The organism is Streptococcus equinus, assembly GCF_049393735.1.
GTDB lineage: Bacteria > Bacillota > Bacilli > Lactobacillales > Streptococcaceae > Streptococcus > Streptococcus equinus_G.
Genome location: NZ_CP185946.1, coordinates 1,139,046 through 1,154,206 on the forward strand (window position 1 = coordinate 1,139,046; position 15,161 = coordinate 1,154,206).

The window sequence follows — 15,161 nt, forward strand, 5'->3', positions numbered from 1 at the left end:
CTCCTTTTATCTTATTTGATTCTTTTTATATTTTAGAACTTGAAATATAAAAATTGATATCAATAGCCACACATTCATTGTGATTAAAAAACTTAAAGAAGCACCCAAAATATCTAAATTTTCAACAAGTGTATTCGTGATAATTTGTGAAACAACAAAAGCACCTCCATATGGTATCAAGAGATATTTTTGTTGGCGCATCGCAGTCAAAACATTATCAATAGCTGTTGCAAAACTACCCACTGCTCCTCCAATCATTATAATTAAAAGTGCTAACCAATAATTTTGTAAATCTTCACCATATAAAATTTCTAAAATTGATATTCCAAATAAACCACTACCTAAAATAACAAGAATACTTAAAGCACCTAAACACCCAAAAAGTGTTTTCTGTAATTTTTTAAAATGACTTAATTGATTATGTAAAATATCAACGGCCATTTCTGTAATCAGTGGTCTAAAGAAAAGCATCATCAAATTCATCACAAACGCAGGCATAAACAAAATATTAAAAATTGTTTGTGCCCCAACTTGAATTTTTCCAACACTTCCTAAAAAATCTAACGAGTACTTAGGTTGATTATAAATGTAAATAATTAAAAATCCATTTAAAAAAAGTGGAAAACTCTCTTTTAACAGTTGAATCACTCTCAAGAATTCATTCTTTTGAAAAAGTCCTGTCATGATAATTTTTTCAAAAGAATGTGAAATACGCATATCAAAAAATAATATGAAAGCGTAAGAAATTATACATACAAATTTCAATGAGCATAATAAATCTCCGGTTAACAGAACAGAAAGTGTAAAAATAAAAAAGATTAGTAAATTACGATATGTTAATGATTTTCCTGCAATATCTAACCTCTCCCTTTGTTGAAAAAGTCCTTGAAATAAATCTGATATTGCATCAGATAATCTATAAATAGTAACAAAGAAGATAACTTGACTTTTATTACTATCAAAATTCATAAAGAGTAAAAAAAGTATTGTAACAATAATCATTAACACTGATGTTAAAAGCCTAGCTACAAAATAATTTGAAAATGAATACTTTTCTCCAATATCTGTTGCTTGAAAGTTTCTTACCTGAAAGAGTCCAATAACAACCAAAAGGTTGCCAACCGAATACGCATAGGCATATACATCTGAATCTGAAGTACTTAGGAATCTCGAAACAATCATCAACAAAACCACTGAAATTAATGCTGAAGAAACACTTCCAATCATGTTCCAAATAAAATTTTGCTTTTGATTGATAATATTTGTACCATTCATGACTAATCTTTATTTCTTTTTAATGCAATCGACTGAATTAGACTTCTAAGCTTAACTTCATTTTTAGAAACTTTCTTGGTTAGTTTATACTGATTAACCATTAACAGAAAAATGATGAATAGAAATACAAAATTCGCCGGTGATTGAAAGCCTAATAATTTTGAAAAAAAGATAATTACGCTAGGACAAATGGAAAAAATCAGTAAAATTGTTGAAAATAATAACCAAAAAAAGCTCTCCTCAATTTGAAGATTTGACTTCCTTATACTTCGAAAAATCACAAAAAAAGTTACTAAAGCCACAAAAGCCAATAATAATTGCAAAGGTAAAGTCATTTTATTTTTCCTTTCTAAAATTTTGAATTACAATTATCGAAGTAAACATGTGAATCATATATTTAATTGATCTTGAAAGAGTTAAATAAGACTCTCCAGCTTCTCTATCTTTCATCTTAACTTGAACTTCTTTTACCTTAAACCCTCTTCTAATCAGAAATGATATTGTATCTGGTTCAGGAGTGAAATTGATATTCATGGCATATTGCTTAATCAATTCTTTATTAAACATCCTCATTCCTGAAGTAGGATCTTCAATTCGTTTACCGGTTGTTATCTTAATTAAAAAACTAATAAGCGTATTACCTAGCATTCGAAGAGATGTTGGACGTTTTACACTGACAAAACGAGATCCAATAGCACAATCATTTCCCTCATCAATCGCATCGCTCAAATCTTTAATATACTCTGGTAGGTGTTGACCATCACCATCAAATTGGACAGCCTTATCATAGCCGTTTTGTAAAGCATACTTAAATCCAGTTTGAACTGCGCCGGTTAAGCCTAAGTTTTCAGGTAAATCTATAATATTAAATCTATTTTTATGACAAATTTCAGAAGTTGCATCTTTTGATCCGTCGTTTACAACCACATAATCATAAATCGGATAATTTTTCTCAAGATTACTTACAACTTTTTCAATAGATTCCTCCTCATTATAAGCAGGTATTATTACAAGTATTTTATTTTTCACTTACTCTACTTCCTTCAAAATTTGATTTTTGGCTTTTTTCATAAAACTTCATCAACAGATTTGCAATAAAATTTGGCCAAAATAACTTAAACATCTCCAAATCTTCCTTGCTACGAACATTTTCTGATATTGTAGCTGAAGTCTCAGATTCACCATGAATTCGATGAAACATGAGAACTTCATTGATAAAATGAAATCTTCCAGCGTAGTGACTACTGATATCGTACCAAGCATACCAATCTAAATTTGTTCTGAAATCTTCCCTAAATCTAAATCCTGATAAATTGGCTTTATTATAAGACACCGATGGACAAGAAATGGCATTTCCAAAAGCTAAAACTCGATTTCTCCAAAACTTAGATTTTGGAAATAAACGCATAATGTTTAACATTAGACGCTTTATTTTTAAATTGGTCGTTTTGGCATCTTCACTACCTGATCTATATTCAGCATAATCAGTAATGACTATAGTAGAATCAGTGTGCTTTTTAAATGCATCTAACGTTTTCTCAAGAAAATTTGGTAGGTAAATATCATCTTGATGTGCTATTGTTACATACTGAGTTTCGGCAAATGACCAAGCATTATTCCAATCTTTTCCAATACCTCCTCCTTCTTTTGAAAAAACTGGAATATTGTACTCTGAACAGATATTATTGATATAATCACTCGGTGTTGAAGTGTAACAAATAATATTTGTAGAAACAGTCTGCTTTTTTAACGACTTAATACAATCTTCCAAAAATGGACTATTTCCATATGCACAAATAATAAAAGTGTGTTTCGTATCTTTCATCATTCCTCCTTAATCTCTAAATCCATTAGGATGCTTTCTTTGCCATCTCCATGAATCTTGACACATTCTATGGATATCATACTTAGCTTCCCATCCTAATTCTTCTTTCGCTTTTGAAGCATCTGCATAACATGTAGCAATATCACCCTTACGTCTTGGAAGAATTTGATATGGAATATCAAAACCAACAACAGCCGACATATTTTTTATCATATCTAATACAGAATACCCTTTACCAGTACCTAAATTATATATAGATAGTCCAGATCCTTCAGTTAATTTTTGCAAAGCTGCCACGTGCCCCTTAGCTAAATCGACAACATGAATATAATCTCGAACACCGGTACCATCCTCCGTGTCATAATCGTTTCCAAATACCCCCACACATTCCAACTTACCAACTGCAACTTGTGTAATATATGGTAATAGATTATTAGGGACACCTTTAGGATCCTCACCCAAATCACCTGACTTGTGAGCTCCAATTGGATTAAAGTATCTTAATAAAACAATATTCCATTCATTATCAGAATTGTACAAATCTGTTAAAATTTCTTCCAACATTAGTTTTGTACGTCCATAAGGATTAGTTACTGACAAAGGAAAATCTTCTTTAATTGGAACTGTTTTTGGGCTACCATAAACTGTAGCTGACGAGCTGAAAATAATATTTTTACAGCTATGATTCTTCATTACTTTTAAAAGATTCAATGTTCCAGCAATATTGTTATCATAATAATCAAGAGGAATTATACTTGACTCCCCAACTGCTTTCAGTCCAGCAAAGTGAATTACACCTTCAATATTTTCTGCTTCAAAAATTTTTTCTAATTGCTTTTCATCACGAATATCCACTTCATAGAAATTCAATGTTTTATTCGTTTCCCTTTCAACAATTTTCAAACTTTTTGAATTGCTGTTACAAAGATTATCTAAAACAACAACCTCATGACCAGCGTTTAATAATTCGATGCAAGTATGTGAACCAATAAAACCTGCTCCACCAGTGACTAAAATTTTTGACATAATTAACCTCCTAAACTAAGTTGTATGATTAAAAAAATTCTCATTCATTTTTGTTATGTAACTCTTTCCCAACGTTAGGTCATACTGTAACATCTTTAAGTCCATTAAGAAAGCTTTTAAATCATCAGATGATTTATTTCTAGCTTCTAGAATATCAGTTAATAAAGCATAGTAAGGGGAGACTTTAGAATTTGTTTGTTTTAATACAAGTGCTGGGAAATCATTTGAATTAACACATGGATAAGATAGTTTTTCAGTTTCATAATTACTCCAAATAAAATAATCAGTTTCATATTGATTTAAAGGGTCGCTTGAAAATACACTTGTGGGATATAATCCTGGCAAATGATCTCCATAAAAGACAACTGTTATTTTTTTTTCATAACTAGACAGTTCGTTAAGAAAATCTGCTGTAGCTGAATCAGTGATATTTAAAAGTCTAGCATAACTTGTTAAACTTTCATTCTCAGTATCAGAAAATCCATCTCCGTGAGCAGTAATATCTGCAGGCTGATCAGATTCCCAAGGAACGTGATTCTGCATTGTAATAACTGAGAAAAATTGACTCGTATGTTTTGTTAAATTACTTGTTACTGCATAATAAGTCGAGCTATCTTTAGCACCCGCACTTAGAAACTCTAATTGCGTTGGCTTATCTTCAGTTCCGTCTAGTGCAATAAATTTTTTAAATTCAAAATCTCTATACACAATATTTCGCGAGTAATTAGAGGCGTTGTGAAGATGGATAGCGATTTTATTTTTATTAGTATACCGACTACTAATAGAAGGGACGTAAGACATTTTGGGGAGGATTTCTGTATTCATAACAGAAACACTGGGTGATAAATTTGAGAATGGTAACCCTGTTAAAGCTTGAGTCTCCATATTTGCAGTCCCACCACCATAAAAATCTGATTTCATTAGGCCACTAGTGTAATCATTTTTAATTTGTGTGATATTTGGAATAACATTTTTAGATAAAGTAACTCCTGGCAAACGACTTGGGTCAGAAAAACTTTCACTCAAAACAAAAATAACAGTTTGATCTTCAATATTATTACCTCTACTAGCATTAATTATGGAAGCCTCTTTGTGGTACTTCTCTGCGATATTCTTAATTTTTTCCTCACTATATCCCCTTGGCTTATCCATTACTGATTTTGTTAATTGCTTTGTCCAAACATACATTAATGACTTGTAACTAGCATTTTTTGAAAATCCCATCCAATTAATATCAACCCAATTATTAACCTTGGACACAACGGGGATATTATCAATAATTCTAGAGTCCGTTTCATTTTTAAAGACAATAAAATTGAAAAAACCAAGACCAATCAACGCTCCTAAGAAGGAGTATCGTAATCTTTTAATGTTAAAAATTTTTCCAGGTAAAATACGCTTTCTTAACAAAATATAGACACCAAGTGTGGCAACGACACCAAGTACAACATAAATAATGACGCTTTTATCCACAAAACTTGTTATCAATGAAAACTCTTTCACCCAAACAAAATCTGTAATGAGAAGGGGTTCACTTCTCAGCCCTACTTTAATATTATTAACTACTGATATAATAACTCCTACTATAATAATAAGTAATGTTGAAGATAGGAATTGATTTATCACTAAGTAAACAACTAAGAAAAGAAATGTTAATACGATAATTTGATAAGCTGTTGCTCCTGGAAAAATAAATTTATCTAGTAATGTTTCACCACTTCTGACTCCCAGCTGTAACGTATAATTAAAAATAGTCGCTAATGCAAAACTTACCGTTATCACCAATGATGGAGTAGGAGAATTTGTAACAATTGCTTGATAAGCATTAATCACAAAATAAGATACTACTCCCATAATTATTAAAGTTAAAACAAGATTGCTTGACAAGTGAATTACATAATGAACATAATCACTATCAGAAAGATAAGAGGACACTAATTCTTTGAAAATTTTCAGCATCTGTCTATCATTAACAACAAAAGACGCTAAAAATCCAAAAAGAATTATGTTTTTAGAATCAAAATCCTGAAGATAATCTTCCATGAACGCAAGATACCTAATTTTTTGAATTAAAAAATACAGTACTCCTGAAATACCTATAATAATCAAAACTGTAACAAGAAAATTCGGTTGAAAAAAATGATTATTAGTCAAATCCCATACTTTAAATTTTTCATTATTTAAATTTCTTGTTACTAAAATGAAATAAGATACAATCTGATAAATAAAATAACCAGAAACTAACTTTATAAAGAATGCTTTACTAAGATTTTTAACCAGATAAACACTTACTCCAATAATCGAAAGTAGGTAAGCAATAAAACCAAAATTTAGACTTTCTTGAAAAGGTTCTGATAGGAGATTAATTCTTCCTTTAAGAATATACAAATCTACTAAGTAAAAATTAATATAAAAAATAAAAATAATAGACAAAATAATTCTTAAAAAATTGACCCACTCAAATTTTTTTATTTTTTTAATCATGCTTTAATTTTCATTACCATCCTTTTGACAATATACTTAATTGCACTGCCTGGTCCTCGGTAAATATATTTGAGCGCTCCTTTAATGCCTCCAATATTATCAAAATTAACATAAGTATTTGGCATAGTATTAGGACGAATATTAAATACAACACCATCCACAAAAGGCGTAATGTAAATATCATTTTTAGATATTGCATAATCATAATCATTAGCCCAAGCAAGGTAAACTAAAATTCGTTCAATTGAGTGTAAAATTGTGTGTTGAGGAATTGGCTCTGAAGGGATTTCATCATCCGCCAACTCTAAATCAAATAATGGTTGAAGAGCATCGCGTTTAAACCAAATGAAAGTACCGTAACTCATAATAAAAGTACTTAAATTATTGAAATCAATTTTTCGTCCTAAATTCATGCGTTCCCAAAGCTCATTCATGCCATCAGCAAATCGATTTTCATTCCAAGGATCAACAATTTTAGTATATCTGAAGAAAGATGGAATATCAGCAATTACTAATCCAAGATTATCATTACTTTCAAAATTAGCCAAAATATTGTCAGCCGGTTTAATTAACATCTGATACAGCTCATTTCGCCATGAATCTCCAACCCAGTAAGGGTATTCTGGAGATTTTTTAGTATGAAAATGTCCAATATAATCATACTCAGCCAATTCTTTCTTCAGTTTTAGCATTGGAATAATATCACGTCCTCGATTCCCTGTTAAAAAGATACGTGCCCTTTTTCCTGTTTTATCAAGAACTCTTTCAATTTCTACTTTTTTATCTTCAGTATCAGTCGTTAAAAACAAATCATAGTCAAAATTGAAATTTTCAAACTGTTGTAGAAACTCTTCTAATAAATCTACATAAAATGTATGCAGATGTACTGCTACTTTTTTAGTGTTTGAATAATTATTTTCTACACTTCTCAACACTTTACGATCAAGTAAGTAAGCTGGAGTTGGCAAACTAATATCAGACATATGATCTAAAATTAGTTTAGTTGGGTAACTTGAAACTCTTTCAATTTCTTTCAAAAGATACGGTGCTAGATGCTGTGTCAAATCAAATGTTTTGATCTTTATAAAAGGAACATGGTTATCCAATAATACGTGTGGATAGTGGATTGTAAAATTTGAATGGAAAAAATTATCTGCAATTGGCACTGTATTCAATACAGAAGTGTATTTAAACCCTGCATCAACAAAATATTTAGTATATTTCGTTTCATAATTATCTATAACATCTTGAACATCTGTATAGGCCTCAACAGATTTCCAAAAATCTTGAAAAGTATCTGAAATAACAATGCTCTTTTTAAAAGACATAAAATAAGATTGTAAATGTTCATCAATGAAAATATGACCTGCATCAATTGCTCTATGGTTCGTCATTCCCCAAAAATCAATTGATTCATCCGATTCGTACTTATCATACAAAGGAGCCATATCCCACAATGGTCCAAAACAAGTATCATTCATAGCTGTTACAGAATCATATGATTTTAAATTTTCAAAGCCTTCAAGAGCCATACCATCGTGCCAAGCCGCAAAATCATAACCAATATTTTCACGTTGGATAAATTCATCAATTAATTGATTCTGACGTAACTTTACAACTTCTGTTTCATCAAGGTGACTATTAGAAATAAAAATCACCTTTGAAAAGAGTGGATTCATTTTTTCTAACTGATAATATACATGCTCACTAACTTTATTATATTTATTAAAATGAACATATAACAATAAGCGTTTCATTTTTTTCTCCTAAAGAAATTAATAATTTTTGTTGGTATTTTCCAGCGATATGAATTTTGAATTTTATTTAATTGTAATTGAAGTTCATCTAGTTTCTGCTGTGTATAATTTGCATTTTGATACAACTGAGATAATTCTTCTGATTTCTGGCCTACTTCCAATTTTAGTTGTTCAATATACTGATTTTGATTCTCTGAAATCTCTCTTAAATGTGATGAAAGTTGAGTGAGTCTTGTTACCTCTAAATCACGTTTAAAAATTTCAACTTCAGATGAACAGTCCTTGTCCAATAGCATATCAACTACTGTAGTTTGTTTAAAATCCGGATACTTGATTATATAATCTTTTTGAGTATTCTTTAGCCCTTCAAAACGTTTCTTAAATTTTTCCAAGGTTACTGGTTTAGAGTCTGAACCAACATTCATTCTATAAACAGTTGTACTTTGCATCAAGGTAGATAAATTTGTTTTCTTAAAAAGCTCAAGTTGCAAATTAAACGTATCATCTGCCGCATCATCATCAATTTGCTCACTAACCTCTAACATTAAATTTTTTTCAACCAACCACGTCGAAGACATTGTCATAAGTTTATATACCAGCATTTGCTCGTATGTTTTTGCCAAAGGAATCGTATGATTTTCGAAAACATTTGGTTGAATCACATTGCCATCATTATCAACCATGTCAAAATCTGTATTTGACCATTTTGAATCAGGTGTAGATTCTAATAATTTAACCTGATTTTGTAATTTATGGACATCAGTCCAATAATCATCACCATCACAACGAGCAATATATTCTCCTGAAGCTTTTTTAACAATAGATTTCCATGTTTTTGTGATTCCAATATTTTTTTCGTGATAAAAAGCAGTAATTAAATTTGGAAATTTTTTCTCATATTCTTTGATAATATTAACAGACTCATCTGTAGATGCATCATCAACAACTAAAATTTCATAAGAAAATGTAGTTTTTTGCTTCAGGAAACTTTCTATTGCCTCTCCTATCCATTTTCCTTTATTATAATTTGTACAAATAATAGAAACTTTCATTCATAATTCTCCATCATTGCTTAGAAAATTTCCAACTACCATTTCGCTGTAATAAACCTGTTGCAGAATCTTTTGCAGACTCATCATCTTCATCTAGATCATCACGATTAAGTACAATAACTGGAATATCCTGAACAGGTAAAAATGATAATACTTGATTGTCCTCATCACGGATTGTAACTTCTAATTTTACTTTTATATCATTCAGATGTGCTAACGAACAACTATACTCAACTTCGTAATGACCTTTTCCATCTGTCAACTGATCCATTGTATTATCATTGTAAATCCATATATTACGATCAATGTCAGTTAGTGAGATGGCAATATACGTTTTTACATCTTCCAAAACATCAAAACTTAACTTAAATTTAATAGGATTATTTGGCGTAGAACGCTTTTCAGACAACAAAGCTAATTTCAAATTATCTACCACAGTATTATCTGAAACTACTGCATCCGCGTCATGCGATACAATGACTTTTTCTGTATTATCGTAACTGTATTGGTTGGCTACATCACGTGGCTCACCTTGAGCTTTAATATAACCATCTTCAATTAAAATGGCCTTATTACAATATTTCTTAACTGCTCCCATATCATGGGTAACAAGGATAGTTGTCTTACCACTTTCTTTACGTTCCATGAAGTAATCGTTACATTTACGTTGGAAAGCTTCATCACCTACGGCAAGAACTTCATCAAGGATAAGAACGTCACCTTGAGCTTTAATCGCAACTGAGAATGCTAGACGAACTTGCATACCACTTGAGTAGTTTTTAAGCTTTTGGTTCATAAAATCTTCAAGCTCAGCAAATTCGACGATGTCATCGTACATAGCATCAATTTCTTCGGTTGTAAAGCCAAGCATGGCACCGTTCATATAGACATTTTCACGTCCAGTCAATTCAGGATTAAATCCAACACCAAGTTCGATAAATGAAACCATTTTACCATTTACTGTAACTGAACCCTTTTCAGGGACATAAATTTGTGAAATGATTTTTAGAAGTGTTGATTTACCTGAACCATTACGACCAACAATCCCAAAGAAGTCGCCTTCTTCAACTTCAAAATTAATATCTTTTAAAACGTGTTGTTCACGATATCCTTTAATTCCCTTAAAATAATTAACTAAATTAGTACGTAAGCTTTGAGTCGCTTCAGTTGGCAATTTAAAATATTTACTTACATGATCAACTTTTACTGCAATTTTTTTATCTGACATTATAGAATCTCCGCAAATTTTTTAGCATGTTTATGGAAAATGTAATAACCAATTCCAAAGACAAAGAAAGGAAGAATATATGGGATAACGGCAATAGCTTTATGACCAATCAAATCCCAACCACGCATACTTCCTGAAAATACGATAAAATGACGCATATCTTGAATAATCTGAGCAAGTGGATTTAGCATCATCAATTTTGCAACTGTTACTTGACCTCGTTGTAAAATGAATGTTAAAGAATAGATGATTGGGGTAGCATACATTCCTGCCTGCATCACAACTTCCCAAATAGGACCAATGTCACGGTACTTAACAAAAAGAGATGATAAAACAAAAGCAATCCCAGTTGAAAACAAGAATAATTCAACAAATAGCGGGAAGATTGTCAAGAACCCCCAACTTGGTTGAATACCATTAACTAGTGCGAAAATAAATACAACTACCATATTGATAGCATAGTTAATTGATGCTCCAACAACTGATGAAATAACAATGATTTCTTTAGAGAAATTTAGCTTTCGCAACAAATCTCCTCGTGATACAATCGACATCATTCCCATGTTAGTAGCTTCAGAGAAAAAGTTCCAAGTCACCATACCAATTAACAAACCGATAGCATAGTGAGGGGTTCCATCATCGAAACGCAAGAAGCGAACAAACACCAGGTACATGATTGTAAATAGCATCATTGGTTTTAGAATTGACCACAAATGCCCAATTAAACTTCCCTGATAACGAAGTTTAAAGTCTGTTTTTACCATTTCTTTTAACAAAATTTTGTTTTCTTTACTAAAAAATTTCATTTATTTCTCCTATAACCAAATTTGGTAATAATTAGTGTTCTAAACACAAAAGTATGGAATGCTCTGTTTTTTCGTAAGCCGTATTTTTTTAAAGTACGGATACGTTGAAAAAGTGGCTTATCCAAAATAGTTGTAAACTGTTCAACCAGCTCTCTATTTTCAGGTGATAAATCTGTATCCAATAAAAAGCGAGCCTGAGTTTGGCTTGCACTGATTAACCACCAATATTTTTCAACTAATTTATGAGGTTTAATCCAATTTTTCATACGTTTAGACCACGTACGTGCTCCTAAAACATTAGCATCGTGTTGACGATACAATTCTGTTGGGTAATTAACATAAGCAAGTGTACCTAGAGCGCTTGCTAACAAAGCTAAATACCAGTCATGCATCAACAAATCATCTGTCGATGTCCATAACTCAGCAAGAGCATGATTAATCATCGCTGTTCCACCGGTTACTGTATTTTCTGTCAACTCTTGAACCAGCTCGGTATTAGCATGATCAGATTGCGTTTTTATCATACTTTCATGTAAAACATTTAATTCACGGTCAACAACTTTTAAATCTGTGTAAACCAATAAAGGCTTTTGATTATCGTGTTTTTGCGCTTCTGCTAAAGTCACAGCTAACTTATCTTCTAGCCAAATATCATCTTGGTCAGAAAAGAAATAATAATCTGCTTCGCTATGTTTCAAAAGCGTATAAAAGTTTTTGATGACACCAAAATTTTCACGATTGTCGGCATTAATAAAAATAATACGTGAGTCAGCATGAGCATATCGTTTAATAATATCTGGTGTTTTGTCACTTGAACCGTCATCTCGAATGTAAAGCGTCCAATCTTTGACCGTTTGATATTGAATACTCTCTATCTGCTCAGCCAAAAATTGCTCACCATTGTAGGTAGACATCAGTATATTAATCTTCATTTAAAAATAGTCCCTCATACTCTCCTACAATTTTTTCCCATGTATAATTCTTCTTCACAATCGCACGCGCACGGTTACCATATTCTGTAAAATCATAATGACCATCAGCGTCGTTAATCAAACATGAGAGATTTCCAGATGTCTTATTCCAGTAAAATGCACTCTGCCCAGCAACAGACTTATTGAAATCAACATCCAAAACGAGATTTAACTTCGTATGTCCCAAAGCCTCAAGCAAACCAGGGTTTGTTCCACCGACTTCATGACCATGAATATAAGCAAAGGCATTTTCACGGATGTAATTTAACAAATCACGATCATAAACTGTTCCGACAAATTTGACCCTATAATCACGTTCAAAATTTGTCAAATGCTTCAACTTTTCAAAGTAAGCACTATTCTTATGATTCGTAATGATAATCAAATCACGTCTAGTTTTTGATTTCATAAATTCACGAATAGCTGTTTCGTAGTTATTTTCTGGAACAAAACGTCCGACAATCAAATAATAGTCATTCTCTTTTGTTTTCCAATTATCGAAGCATTTTCTTACCTTGTAATCATCAGCTGTTAAAGTTGATTTCTTCAAATCTGTTCCATAAGCAATAAAACGCGTCTTAGCTTCTGGATATGACTCTTTAATGTAATTTTCAATTCCAATGTTATCAGAAATGACCAAATCAGCTGTCTTAGCCATTGATTTTTCAGCATATTTCAAATAAGCTTGAACCGGTTTTGACCATTTTGAGCGTTTCCATTCAAGGCCATCTGGATTGACATAAACTTTTCCGCCAACAGCGTGAATTAGTCTAGCAAATGGCGCAATAAAAGCACCAATCGTGTTGCCCAAAATATAAAAAATAGGTTTTTCAATACCAGATCTTTTTACCATTTGAAGTCCGTAAGTAATCGCCATCATATCATAAGCGATAACACGAGCAGGACCAATCTTAGGTGCCTTGATGGTAAAACAGTCTGCGCCCTCGTACTTGAAATGCGTATGGTGCTTATCATCGCTTAAACAAGCGACATGATAAACAATATCTGAGCTCTGCTTATTTTTTACCAACTCCTCAACAAAAGTCTCAAAGCCACCGTACTTAGCTGGCAAGCCTCGACTTCCGATGATGAATACATGTTGCATGGCACACTTCTCCATTCTAAAATACAATCAAAAATATTATATCATAATTTAGATAAGCTGGCGATGAAAAAACGAAAGAGCCTACATATAATGGGAAAGACAGCTATTTTTGGGCAATAAAAAAGCATCAGCAATCGTAAGATTACTGATACTTTTCTATTATCTAATTCCTAAAGCAATGCGAGCATAGCGACTCATTTTATCAACTGTCCATGCTGGATACCACACCAACTTGACCTCTACGTCTGCCACTTCAGGAATATCACGCATTGCATCATGAATTTGATCAGTCAGAAGATTAGCCAACGGGCAACCCATTGTTGTCAATGTCATATCAATCTCAGTATGACCATTCTGTTCAAATCGAATCTCATAAACAAGACCAAGATTGACAATATCAATTCCTAACTCTGGGTCGACAACCGTCTCCAAAGCCTCAAGAATTCGATCTTTAATCTTTGCGACATCTTCTTCTGTATATTTTTGTTCAGACATAAGCGAACCTCTTGATTAATTTTAATCTTCGATAAAATCGCGAAGCTGTTTGCTACGGCTCGGATGACGAAGTTTACGAAGTGCTTTAGCCTCAATCTGACGAATACGTTCACGTGTCACATTGAAGACTTTACCAACATCTTCTAATGTACGCATTTTACCATCATCAAGACCAAAACGCAAGCGTAAAACATTTTCTTCACGATCAGTCAATGTATCCAAAACTTCATCAAGTTGTTCACGAAGGACAACACGTGTTGTGTAGTCTACAGGATTTTCAATAACTTCATCTTCAATGAAATCTCCAAGATGGCTATCATCTTCTTCACCAATCGGTGTTTCAAGAGAAACTGGTTCTTGAGCAATTTTCAAGATTTCACGAACTTTATCAGGAGTCATATCCATACGTTCAGCGATTTGTTCTGGTGTTGGATCTTGTCCGAGTTCTTGAAGAAGGTTACGTTGTTCACGAACAAGTTTATTGATTGTTTCAACCATGTGAACTGGGATACGGATTGTACGAGCTTGGTCTGCAATCGCACGTGTGATTGCTTGACGAATCCACCAAGTCGCATAAGTTGAGAATTTGAAACCTTTTGAGTAATCAAATTTATCAACAGCTTTCATCAATCCCATATTTCCTTCTTGAATAAGGTCAAGGAATTGCATACCACGTCCAACATAACGTTTTGCGATAGAGACAACCAAACGCAAGTTAGCTTCTGCCAAACGTTGTTTTGCTTGAAGGTCACCTGCAGCAACTGCAACTGCCAATTCTTTTTCTTCTTCGCTTGAAAGAAGCGGCACAACACCAATTTCTTTAAGATACATACGAACTGGGTCATTAACTTTTGCTGAGTTGCTACCAAGTAACTCTTCATCAGTTAGTTCTTCTGGTTTTGGTTCTTCAACAACATATTTAGTTGATGGATTTCCTTCTTTGTCAGTAATTGAAATACCACCATCCGTCAAACGTTCCAAAAGGTCATCAATTTGATCGGCGTCCAATGAAAATGGAATAACCAATTTTTCTGTCACTTCATCATCGACAGCTGTTCCGTTCTTTTTATGATTACGAATAAATTCTGCAACTTGAACATTAAAAGTTGTAATTTCTTTTTCTTTAGCCATATTTTC

The 15,161-nt window shown here is 32.4% G+C and carries 14 protein-coding genes; all 14 read right to left on the minus strand.

The window, feature by feature from the left end:
• Positions 1-6: 6 nt before the first annotated feature.
• Complete coding sequence (locus ACNTMY_RS05700) at positions 7-1,275, minus strand: lipopolysaccharide biosynthesis protein (protein ID WP_423215717.1); 1,269 nt, start codon at positions 1,273-1,275, stop codon at positions 7-9.
• Positions 1,276-1,277: 2 nt separating this feature from the next.
• Entirely contained in the window at positions 1,278-1,610 is a 333-nt protein-coding gene (locus ACNTMY_RS05705) for a DUF2304 domain-containing protein (RefSeq protein ID WP_423215718.1), read from the minus strand.
• A gap of 1 nt (position 1,611) precedes the next feature.
• Positions 1,612-2,304, minus strand: a complete 693-nt coding sequence (locus ACNTMY_RS05710; protein WP_423215719.1) for a glycosyltransferase family 2 protein — start codon at positions 2,302-2,304, stop codon at positions 1,612-1,614.
• On the minus strand, positions 2,294-3,100 hold the full coding sequence (locus ACNTMY_RS05715) for a glycosyltransferase family A protein (RefSeq protein ID WP_423216868.1): 807 nt from the start codon (positions 3,098-3,100) through the stop codon (positions 2,294-2,296). Before ACNTMY_RS05715 ends, ACNTMY_RS05710 begins: the two co-directional genes overlap by 11 nt.
• 9 nt (positions 3,101-3,109) lie before the next feature.
• Positions 3,110-4,129, minus strand: a complete 1,020-nt coding sequence (gene galE, locus ACNTMY_RS05720) for a UDP-glucose 4-epimerase GalE (protein ID WP_423216869.1) — start codon at positions 4,127-4,129, stop codon at positions 3,110-3,112.
• A gap of 12 nt (positions 4,130-4,141) precedes the next feature.
• The gene (locus ACNTMY_RS05725; RefSeq protein WP_423215720.1) at positions 4,142-6,610 is read right to left on the minus strand and encodes an LTA synthase family protein; all 2,469 of its coding nucleotides are present in this window, start codon (positions 6,608-6,610) and stop codon (positions 4,142-4,144) included.
• A complete protein-coding gene (locus ACNTMY_RS05730; RefSeq protein ID WP_423215721.1) occupies positions 6,607-8,367 on the minus strand; it encodes a rhamnan synthesis F family protein in 1,761 nt (586 codons plus the stop codon). Before ACNTMY_RS05730 ends, ACNTMY_RS05725 begins: the two co-directional genes overlap by 4 nt.
• Complete coding sequence (locus ACNTMY_RS05735; RefSeq protein ID WP_423215722.1) at positions 8,364-9,419, minus strand: glycosyltransferase family 2 protein; 1,056 nt, start codon at positions 9,417-9,419, stop codon at positions 8,364-8,366. The genes ACNTMY_RS05730 and ACNTMY_RS05735 overlap by 4 nt, the downstream gene beginning before the upstream one ends.
• A 13-nt stretch (positions 9,420-9,432) precedes the next feature.
• Complete coding sequence (locus tag ACNTMY_RS05740) at positions 9,433-10,647, minus strand: ABC transporter ATP-binding protein (protein WP_423215723.1); 1,215 nt, start codon at positions 10,645-10,647, stop codon at positions 9,433-9,435.
• On the minus strand, positions 10,647-11,453 hold the full coding sequence (locus tag ACNTMY_RS05745) for an ABC transporter permease (RefSeq protein ID WP_423215724.1): 807 nt from the start codon (positions 11,451-11,453) through the stop codon (positions 10,647-10,649). The genes ACNTMY_RS05740 and ACNTMY_RS05745 overlap by 1 nt, the downstream gene beginning before the upstream one ends.
• A complete protein-coding gene (locus ACNTMY_RS05750) occupies positions 11,450-12,385 on the minus strand; it encodes a glycosyltransferase family 2 protein (RefSeq protein ID WP_423215725.1) in 936 nt (311 codons plus the stop codon). Before ACNTMY_RS05750 ends, ACNTMY_RS05745 begins: the two co-directional genes overlap by 4 nt.
• Positions 12,375-13,529: a beta 1-4 rhamnosyltransferase Cps2T gene (cps2T, locus tag ACNTMY_RS05755; RefSeq protein ID WP_423215726.1), complete on the minus strand. Its 1,155-nt coding sequence runs from the start codon at positions 13,527-13,529 to the stop codon at positions 12,375-12,377. The genes ACNTMY_RS05750 and cps2T overlap by 11 nt, the downstream gene beginning before the upstream one ends.
• 159 nt (positions 13,530-13,688) lie before the next feature.
• A complete protein-coding gene (locus ACNTMY_RS05760; RefSeq protein ID WP_182001206.1) occupies positions 13,689-14,024 on the minus strand; it encodes a metal-sulfur cluster assembly factor in 336 nt (111 codons plus the stop codon).
• 21 nt (positions 14,025-14,045) lie between these two features.
• Positions 14,046-15,155 carry an RNA polymerase sigma factor RpoD gene (gene rpoD, locus ACNTMY_RS05765; protein ID WP_024343868.1) on the minus strand — a complete coding sequence of 370 codons (1,110 nt, stop codon included), beginning with the start codon at positions 15,153-15,155 and terminating at the stop codon, positions 14,046-14,048.
• Between the last annotated feature and the right edge of the window lie 6 nt (positions 15,156-15,161).

Coding starts and splice junctions, on each gene's coding strand:
- ACNTMY_RS05760 (WP_182001206.1), bottom strand. CDS start 14,024: ATGTCTGAACAAAAATATACAGAAGAAGATGTCGCAAAGATTAAAGAT.
- ACNTMY_RS05740 (WP_423215723.1), bottom strand. CDS start 10,647: ATGTCAGATAAAAAAATTGCAGTAAAAGTTGATCATGTAAGTAAATAT.
- rpoD (WP_024343868.1), bottom strand. CDS start 15,155: ATGGCTAAAGAAAAAGAAATTACAACTTTTAATGTTCAAGTTGCAGAA.
- ACNTMY_RS05750 (WP_423215725.1), bottom strand. CDS start 12,385: ATGAAGATTAATATACTGATGTCTACCTACAATGGTGAGCAATTTTTG.
- cps2T (WP_423215726.1), bottom strand. CDS start 13,529: ATGCAACATGTATTCATCATCGGAAGTCGAGGCTTGCCAGCTAAGTAC.
- ACNTMY_RS05735 (WP_423215722.1), bottom strand. CDS start 9,419: ATGAAAGTTTCTATTATTTGTACAAATTATAATAAAGGAAAATGGATA.
- ACNTMY_RS05745 (WP_423215724.1), bottom strand. CDS start 11,453: ATGAAATTTTTTAGTAAAGAAAACAAAATTTTGTTAAAAGAAATGGTA.
- ACNTMY_RS05715 (WP_423216868.1), bottom strand. CDS start 3,100: ATGAAAGATACGAAACACACTTTTATTATTTGTGCATATGGAAATAGT.
- ACNTMY_RS05705 (WP_423215718.1), bottom strand. CDS start 1,610: ATGACTTTACCTTTGCAATTATTATTGGCTTTTGTGGCTTTAGTAACT.
- ACNTMY_RS05700 (WP_423215717.1), bottom strand. CDS start 1,275: ATGAATGGTACAAATATTATCAATCAAAAGCAAAATTTTATTTGGAAC.
- ACNTMY_RS05730 (WP_423215721.1), bottom strand. CDS start 8,367: ATGAAACGCTTATTGTTATATGTTCATTTTAATAAATATAATAAAGTT.
- ACNTMY_RS05725 (WP_423215720.1), bottom strand. CDS start 6,610: ATGATTAAAAAAATAAAAAAATTTGAGTGGGTCAATTTTTTAAGAATT.